Raw genomic sequence first — 872 nt, forward strand, 5'->3', positions numbered from 1 at the left:
GCGAGCGTTTGCGACCTGGCTTGAAGCTTTGACCAAGGTCGAGGTGGAAGGTGAAACCTGCTACTTGTTTGTCGGGCTGCCGATCAAAATTGTGTTCATGGGGCTATTCGATACAGTGGCCTCGGTCGGCCTTCCTTACTTGGTGCCGTTTGCTGCCGGGCATATGGGCTGGGCCGACGGCGCCATGCGTTTGTCGGACTCCGAGGCGTTTCTTGAACACTGCGTGCACTTGGTGGCGGCCCCACGAACAGCGCAGTTGCTTCCCTGTCGACTCGATTCGGCGCAAAGCCAACCCGGACGATCCAAACTGCCCGTCTACCTATCGCCAGGGCACGGCGGAATATATCTACCCCGGCATGCACTCCGACGTCGGCGGCGGCTACCCTCCCGGCGACCAAGGCAAGGCCGCCGAGGGCGGTCATATGGTGTTGTCGCAACTCGCTCTGCACCATATGTACAGTGAGGCCTACAAGATTGGCGCGCCGTTGCAGGCACCGCCAAAAGCGTTTAACAATGAGTTGAAAAAGCGTCGGCCATGGTTAGTCATGGATGTACAAACAGAAAATGAATACGACGTAGGCCCCCAACTCATCGAGCGCTTCAACATCTGGCTAGACGCCATGGACAATGGCCCACTGGAAGCGGTCATGGCCCGCGAAGCCGGGCATATCACCGGTTGGCGAATCAGCCGTTATGCCAAGGGCCGTGCCAAACACACCGACTTTTACGCCCGGCTGATGAAAAACGGCCCAGCGGCAGACATGACCGCCGAGGAAGTCGCCGCCTTTGAAGCCTTACACGAGCCTGCAACTTGAGGAAAGATGCCGCCAACCGGGCCGGCACCCGGCGCCGGTCTGGTCTGAACGGTCAGT

At 59.3% G+C, this 872-nt stretch carries 1 protein-coding gene; it reads left to right on the plus strand.

Annotated features, from left to right (window positions below; all coding sequences use genetic code 11):
* Positions 1–212: 212 nt before the first annotated feature.
* The gene (locus tag F0169_RS25710) at positions 213–815 is read left to right on the plus strand and encodes a T6SS phospholipase effector Tle1-like catalytic domain-containing protein (RefSeq protein ID WP_241679182.1); all 603 of its coding nucleotides are present in this window, start codon (positions 213–215) and stop codon (positions 813–815) included.
* The last annotated feature ends 57 nt before the right edge of the window (positions 816–872 follow it).

It is taken from the genome of Pseudomonas kitaguniensis (genome assembly GCF_009296165.1).
Taxonomy (GTDB): domain Bacteria; phylum Pseudomonadota; class Gammaproteobacteria; order Pseudomonadales; family Pseudomonadaceae; genus Aquipseudomonas; species Aquipseudomonas kitaguniensis.